Here is a 6,641-nt window from a genome sequence, read left to right on the forward strand (position 1 = left end):
CGCCCAGGGCCTGCACCTCGTCGCCGCCGACGTCGCCGAGGGCCTCGCCAGCCTGTCCGTCCTAGAGGGCGACGGCACCCAGGCCGCCCTCATGCTCGGCGCCGCCGTCGTCGTCCGCGGCACCGAAGTCGTCGGCGACACCGAGGTCGCCCGCACCATCGCCGCCGCCCGCGACCTCATCGGCGACGACTTCGACGCCGCCTACCGCCGCGGCCTCTCCCTGTCCCGCCCGGAGGCCCTGTCCCTGGCGGGGATCTAGCCCAGACGTAGTTCAGGAGTTCGGCCGTAGCTCCGCCTCCAGCGCCTGTGCGAGGTCATCCTCGCCCAGCGAACGGAGGATCGTGACGAAAGTCCTCACGGCGACCACAGTGTCGAGATGCTCGTCGCCCAGGGTTCGTCGGTATCGCCGCACGGCGTCTTCCGCGCCGGCTCGCGCGGCGTCGAGATCACCAAGGCGCCGCAGGACGGCCGCGAGACCGGAGGCCGCGCGCAGTGTGCTCGGATCGTCGGGGCCGAGCGCCTGCCGACTCCGTTGGACAACGGCCTCGTACTGTTCCCGAGCTTCGCGAAACGCGCCGAGACCGGCCAGGGCCGCGCCGAGGTTGCTCGCGACGATCAGGGTCTGCGGGTGATTCTCGCCCAGCGCCCGCTCGTACCGTGGCGCGAGATCCGCGAACAGTTCCAGCGCCTCCTTGCTTTTCCCGAGACCGACCAGGCACCCGGCGAGCCTGTTCGCCGCGGCCAGTGTGTCCAGGTGGTCCTCGCCAAGAGCCTCGGCCCAGTCCGGGTGGATCGTGCGTCCGATGATCGCGCCGGGCTGGCACTGGCCGGACAGATACAGGTATCGCAGCACTCGGATGAGCAGAGCGCGGAACGCCTCCGGCTCGTGGCTGCGATGGAAGTCCGGGCGAGCGAAAAGGCTCCGAACGAGCAGGGCGACCCTGCGGTACTCGGGCCAGGAGGCGGGAACCTCCGGGTCGGTGGCTGACAGCCCGGCGTCCAGGATGCGGCGTTTGAGGTCTTCCGGAGCATCGTCCTGGGCGTCACTCGGCGACCCGGTGGCGTCGGCCGCCGACGAATCACCGAGCGCGGCGAGCGCCGAGTACGGCGGAAGTGGCGAAGACGTGGAATCCCAAAGAGACGTAGGAAGCCCGGACTCTTTGAGCAGGCCGGAAGGACAACCCCTCGCGTGCATCAGTCCGCACCCCGAGTCCAGAACCGAGGGCTCGCGGCCGTTGTACAGAGCGGCAACGGGATACACCTCGAACGGCTTCCCGTTGTTGTCGATAACGGTGGTGCCGGAACGGCCCGCGCAAGTCCAGTGAAGCTTCAGGTGCCACGAAATCTCGTGCGTACGGGCGATGGGCTCGAACCAGAACTGCTCTACCTCGGACGTGCTGATGGAAAACGGGAAGTCCGCGCCGAGGGCCCGCATCTGCGGCGGCCGTTCGTCGAAATCGGTTGTGAAACGACGGGGCTGGATTGTCGCCCCGACCCTGACGAGGAGGCAGGCGGGGCGGGGCAGTCTCCGGGACACGATGACCGGCTCAGCGGCATCGAGCACCACCGCCCGCTTCGTCCGGGCCTCCAGGGTGATGACGTGGACCGTGCCGCTGGGCACCATCACTCTCGGCGGATCGGCGTCCACCACCAGATCCGCGAGCGTCCCGCCGGGCCTCAGTCTGACAGTGGCGATAACGGGATCCTCCAGATCGCTCGGGAGGTCGCCGCCACCATGGAAGTGCACATCGCGCACCGCACCTGTCATGAGGACGTTGTGCTGTTTGCCGCCGGAAATGCGGTTGTCGACCGTGTTCGGGCCGGGATCCGCGCCCTCCGTCCGGCCGAGCCCGTGCTCCTCCTCGGCGCCGCTTCGTTCCGTGCTCGCGTCTGCCATTGCCTACTCCCGCTCAACTGCACCCAGTGCCTAAGCGAACATGCCTGGACTTCCTGATCAGGCGGTGTCGAGGCGGTGGCGGAGGTCGTCGTCGAGCTTGAGGTCGAGGGCGCCGAGGCATTCGTCGAGCTGGGAGACGGAGCTGACGCCGAGGACGGGGAGGACGGGCGGGTCGGAGCGCAGCAGCCAGGCGAGGACGACCTGGTTGGGGGTGGCGCCGAGCTCACGGGCGACGTCGGAGAGGACGGCGAGGCGGCGCTGGCTGCCGGGGTGGTCGTACTGCTCGGGCAGGGGGCGGTCGGAGCGGGTGTAGGCGCCGGAGAGCAGGGCGGAGTAGCCGAGCACGGTGAGGTCGGGGTCCTCACGGGCGTAGTCGAGCCACTCGTCGCTGATGTGGGGGTTGGCGCCGAAGTCGGCGCCGGGACGGGGCTGTAGGTAGGTGTGGCGCTGCTGGACGCAGGTGAAGCCGGGAAGGCCGGCGGTGCGGGCGATCTGGCGGGCGGCGGCGACGCGCCAAGCGGCGTGGTTGCTGCAGCCGACGACACGGACGAGACCGTCGGCGATCAGGGAGGCGAAGGTGGCGACGGTGTCGTCGAGCGGGGTGCGGCGGTCCTCGATGTGGGCGTAGTAGACGTCGAGGTGATCGGTGCCCAGGCGGCGCATGCTGGCCTCGGCCTGGGATCGGACGACGGCGCGGGACAGGCCCTCGGCGTGCTCGGGCCAAGCGGCGCCGGGAGGGTCGGGCAGTGCGCCGACCTTGGTGGCCAGCACGACCTGCTCCCGCACGGACCGGGACGCGAGCCAGCGGCCCAGCAGGGACTCGCTCTCCTCGCCGGTGCCGCCGGGCACCCAGAACGAGTAGGTGTTGGCGGTGTCGATGAACGTGCCGCCGGCTTCGACGAAACGGTCGAGCACGGCGAACGCCGCCTGCTCGTCGACGGTGGTGCCGAAGTACATGGTGCCCAGGCACAGCGCGCTCACGCCCAGCCCGGACCCGCCGTCGGACAGTGTCCGCTGCTCCACATCGACCTCATTCCAGCGCTGGCGACAAGTGATCTTCGACCGGGCCACGATACGGTCCGACGCCCGGGTCGAGCCCGGTTTCGACGGAAAGGTCCTACAGCCGCCAGGGGCGGGCGTCGTGGCTGGGATGGCAGCGGATCATCTCGGCGGCAAGGAAGGCCTGGCGCTGCTGAGCGGCGGCGACGTCGGGCAGCCCGAGGGCGCCGGCAACCCGGTTCCAGGACCAACCGCTGCGCAGGGCCTGCGCGATGAAGACATGCTCGTTCTGCACGGCCCGGAGCCGACGAGTGGCGAGCAGCAACCGCCAGTACTCGAGGATCTCGTCGGGACAGGGCTCGGCATTGCGCTCGGCGACCATGTGCATGCCGTCGAGCTGGTCCATCTGCATCTGGGGGCCGGCGGGGCCCATGTCGCCGGCGGTGAGCCAGGCGTCGACGACGGGGATGCGGGTATCGGCCATGGCTCGATGATGCCGGCGTTCAGACCCGGGAGAACGGCTCCGCATAGGTGAAGTCGCCCCGAAGGGCAGGGGTGTACGCGGCCAGGGTGCGGACCTGGAAGTGCGGCTGCCAGCCCGGGACCGGCGGCCGGATGCCGAGCTGGTCGCTGAGGACGAAGCCGAAGCGGTGGTAGTAGGCGGGATTGCCGAGCAGGACGACGAGGGGCTCGGACAGGGCGTCGGCGGCGCCGAGGACGGCGTGCACGAGGGCGCTGCCGACACCACGGATGTGGTGGTCGGGACGGACGCTGAGCGGACCGAGCCCGAGGACCGGCGCGTCGTCGACGTGGGCCCGGGTGCAGGCGACGTGGCCGATGACGGTGCCGGCAGGGTCGACGGCGACAAGAGAAAGCGCAGGTAGCCAGCCTGGATCGGCCCGGAGCTCGTCGACGAGCAGGGCCTCGGCCGGGGACGGGGCGAAGGCGGCGGCGACGACGGCGCGGATGGCGTCGACATCGGCGGGGATCTCGCGGCGAATCAGCACGGCCATAGGTCTAACCAGCGGCAACGGGCGCGTGCAACCGAAATACAGCCCTTGACAAATAAAGTTGTCAAGGGTGTGCTGGAGGCATGCGGGACGTCGAGGTGATCGCGGAGCCGGCGGCGGCGATGGTGGCGCTGGACCCGATGCGGGCCAGGCTGCTGGCCGAGCTGAGGGAGCCGGCCTCGGCGGCGACGCTGGCGGCGAAGGTGGGCCTGACCAGGCAGAAGGTGAACTATCACCTGCGCCAGTTGGAGGCGCACGGCCTGGTGGAGGTGGCGGAGACGCGCACCTGGGGCGGCCTGACGGAGCGGCTGCTGGTGGCGACGGCGGCGGGCTTCGTGATCGCGCCGGAGCCGCTGGGGACGCCGATCCGGGCGAACCCGCTGTCGGCGGCGTACCTGATCGCGCTGGCGGCTCGGATGGTCCGCGAGGTCGGGCGGCTGGCCGGCACGGCGTCGTCCGCGGGCAAGGCGGTGCCGGTGTTCGCCCTGGACACGGAGATCCGCTTCGCCAGCCCGGCCGACCGCGCCGCCTTCGCCGACGAGCTCACGGCGGCGGTGTCCCGCGTGGCGGCGAAGTACCACGACGAGCGGGCCCCGGACGGCCGCTGGCAGCGGCTGGTCCTGGCGGTGCACCCGAAGCCGAAGGACGAGGCATGAGCGAGGAGAGCGTCGAGATCCCGGCCGGCCCGGAGCAGGTCTGGGCGGCGATCACCACCGACAGCGGAGCCTGGTCGTTCCAGGTCGAGGTCGACGACGACACGGTGCACGTACGCCGGGAGCCGTTCGCGCCGGACGCCACCGCGACGCTGACCGGCTGGGAGCCGCCGCGCCGATTCGCCTACGAGGATCCGACCTTCGCGACGGAATACCTGATCACGGCCCGCGACAACGGCAGCTGCGTGCTCAGGGTGGTCAACAGCCTCCGGGTGGACGGCGAGGGCTGGGACGACATCGCGGAGCAGGCCGCGAAGGGCTGGCGGATGGCGCTGGAGGTGCTGCGGGTCTACGCCACGCACTTCGCGGGAATGCCGTCGGCCCGGATCGACCTGATGGCGCCGGTGAACGCACCGGAGACGGCCCGGGCACAGGTCGGCCGGCAGATATTCGCGGAGCTGGGGATCGAGGGATCCGCCTGCGACGGACCGCTGATCACCGGCGTCGTCGAGCACCAGGGGCCGTACTTCGCGCTGCTGCGCACCACGGAGGCGATGTTCGCGATCTCCGCCTTCCCCATGGACGCCGTGACCCTGTCGATCAACGTGACCGGACGGGTGTACGGCCCCGACGCCGAGGCCGTCGCCACGCGGGAGCGCCCGCGCTGGCAGGACTGGCTGACCGAACTCGTCGACCGGATCGGAAAGGACTGAAGCCATGCTGTTGGCCGGCAAGAACGCGATCGTCTACGGGGCCGCGGGAGGAATCGGCACGGCGATGTCGACGGCCTTCGCCCGCGAAGGCGCGAAGGTGCACGTCACGGGCCGCACGGAGAAGACCCTGGCCGCGCTGGCGGACCGCATTCGCGCCGACGGCGGCCAGGCCGAGGCGGCGGTGGTCGACGCCCTCGACGAAGACGCCGTCAACGCGCACGCCGACGCCGTCGCGGCCAAGGACGGCAGCGTGGACATCTCGGTGAGCGTTATCGACATCGCCGACCACCAGGGCACGCCGCTGGCCGACATGACGCTGGCGGACTTCGAGCGGCCCATCCACATCGCGGTGCGGTCGACGTTCGTCACGGCCCGGGCAGCCGCCCGGCACATGATCCGCCAGCACTCGGGAGTCATCCTCACGTTCGGCGGCGACGGTGGCGGCGAGCCGATGCGGGACTACTCCATCGGCGGGCTCCAGGTGGCGCTCAACGCGGTGGACTTCCTGCGCCGCCAGCTCGCATCCGAGCTCGGCCAGCACGGGATCCGCGTGCTGGGCCTGCACTCCGGCGGCATCCCCGAGGGCCTCCCGCCAGACCTGGACGCCCGCTACGGCATCTCCGACATGCTGGTGGCCAAGACGATGTTGAAGCGCGCCGCCACCTTCGCCGACGTGGGCAACGTGGCGGTGTTCGCCGCGTCGGACCTGGCGGCGTCGATGACGGCGACCTCGCTCAACATCACCGCCGGCGCGGTCAGTGACTGACCTTGCACGTCTCGCCGTTGCGGATGACGGTGAGCACGACCCGCTTGACCCCCTTCGTGCCGGGAGCGGGCTCCTGCTTGCAGATCTTCCAGTTGCTCGCCCTGATGACGGGGTCGTTGGACTTGTGGTCGACGTACACGATCCGAACCAAGGCAGACAGTTTGAATTGAGCCTGGAACACGGTCTTGCCGACGACGTTGGGCATCTTCATGCCGGGTAGCTCCCATGGGCACGCAGGGATCCCCGTGGTGCCGCTGTGGTCGGGTGTGAGATGAAGTAGCCATCGTCGTCCCCTCCGTCCGTGAAAACAGCGCGCGAACGGTCCAATCAGCGCATGCGTGCGGCCTAGACCCCGGCTGAACGGTCAGGTCATCCGATCAGCACTTCTCCTCCAGCTTCACCACCGTGAGCGTGACGGCAGTGGCGGAGGTCAGGGGCGTGCCGGCGGCCGGATCCTGCTTGCAGACCTGCCAGCTGCCGGGCCAGACGACCTTGCGGTGCGCGCCGGTGCCGTCGACCAGCAGCAGCCGGGTGCCGAACGGAACGGCGTTGTCGGCGTCCCACACGGTCTTGCCGACCAGGTCCGGCATCACCGAATCCTGG

At 70.4% G+C, this 6,641-nt stretch carries 10 protein-coding genes; 4 read left to right on the plus strand and 6 right to left on the minus strand.

The genetic code is table 11. From position 1 onward, the window contains the following. A partial coding sequence (locus tag KUTG_RS60425; protein WP_043714129.1) for a hypothetical protein occupies positions 1–259 on the plus strand: 259 nt, incomplete at its 5' end. A gap of 12 nt (positions 260–271) precedes the next feature. Here the strand turns inward: KUTG_RS60425 and KUTG_RS60430 are convergent. The 4 genes from KUTG_RS60430 to KUTG_RS00560 form a co-directional block, all read right to left on the minus strand. Beyond that, positions 272–1,897, minus strand: coding sequence for a tetratricopeptide repeat protein (locus KUTG_RS60430; RefSeq protein ID WP_198046935.1), 1,626 nt, complete (start codon positions 1,895–1,897; stop codon positions 272–274). Between the two features lie 57 nt (positions 1,898–1,954). Then, the gene (locus tag KUTG_RS00550) at positions 1,955–2,920 is read right to left on the minus strand and encodes an aldo/keto reductase (protein WP_043714130.1); all 966 of its coding nucleotides are present in this window, start codon (positions 2,918–2,920) and stop codon (positions 1,955–1,957) included. A gap of 94 nt (positions 2,921–3,014) precedes the next feature. Continuing rightward, positions 3,015–3,380: a hypothetical protein gene (locus KUTG_RS00555; RefSeq protein ID WP_043714131.1), complete on the minus strand. Its 366-nt coding sequence runs from the start codon at positions 3,378–3,380 to the stop codon at positions 3,015–3,017. A 19-nt stretch (positions 3,381–3,399) separates the two neighbouring features. Further along, complete coding sequence (locus KUTG_RS00560) at positions 3,400–3,903, minus strand: GNAT family N-acetyltransferase (protein WP_043727793.1); 504 nt, start codon at positions 3,901–3,903, stop codon at positions 3,400–3,402. A gap of 86 nt (positions 3,904–3,989) precedes the next feature. Here KUTG_RS00560 and KUTG_RS00565 point away from each other — a divergent pair, with 86 nt between their 5' ends. The 3 genes from KUTG_RS00565 to KUTG_RS00575 are packed head-to-tail and all read left to right on the plus strand — an operon-like array spanning position 3,990 to position 6,038. After that, positions 3,990–4,562, plus strand: a complete 573-nt coding sequence (locus KUTG_RS00565) for an ArsR/SmtB family transcription factor (protein ID WP_043714137.1) — start codon at positions 3,990–3,992, stop codon at positions 4,560–4,562. Continuing rightward, entirely contained in the window at positions 4,559–5,272 is a 714-nt protein-coding gene (locus KUTG_RS00570) for an SRPBCC family protein (RefSeq protein WP_043714138.1), read from the plus strand. Before KUTG_RS00565 ends, KUTG_RS00570 begins: the two co-directional genes overlap by 4 nt. A 4-nt stretch (positions 5,273–5,276) precedes the next feature. Further along, complete coding sequence (locus KUTG_RS00575; protein ID WP_043714140.1) at positions 5,277–6,038, plus strand: SDR family NAD(P)-dependent oxidoreductase; 762 nt, start codon at positions 5,277–5,279, stop codon at positions 6,036–6,038. Here the strand turns inward: KUTG_RS00575 and KUTG_RS60435 are convergent. Together KUTG_RS60435 and KUTG_RS60440 are read right to left on the minus strand one after the other, a co-directional pair. Further along, positions 6,028–6,249: a PASTA domain-containing protein gene (locus KUTG_RS60435; protein ID WP_043714142.1), complete on the minus strand. Its 222-nt coding sequence runs from the start codon at positions 6,247–6,249 to the stop codon at positions 6,028–6,030. The two genes, KUTG_RS00575 and KUTG_RS60435, sit on opposite strands and share 11 nt — an antisense overlap. Positions 6,250–6,415: 166 nt before the next feature. Next, positions 6,416–6,641: PASTA domain-containing protein (locus KUTG_RS60440; RefSeq protein WP_232240573.1), on the minus strand; the 226-nt coding region annotated here is incomplete at its 5' end.

Source organism: Kutzneria sp. 744 (assembly GCF_000568255.1).
Classification (GTDB): domain Bacteria; phylum Actinomycetota; class Actinomycetes; order Mycobacteriales; family Pseudonocardiaceae; genus Kutzneria.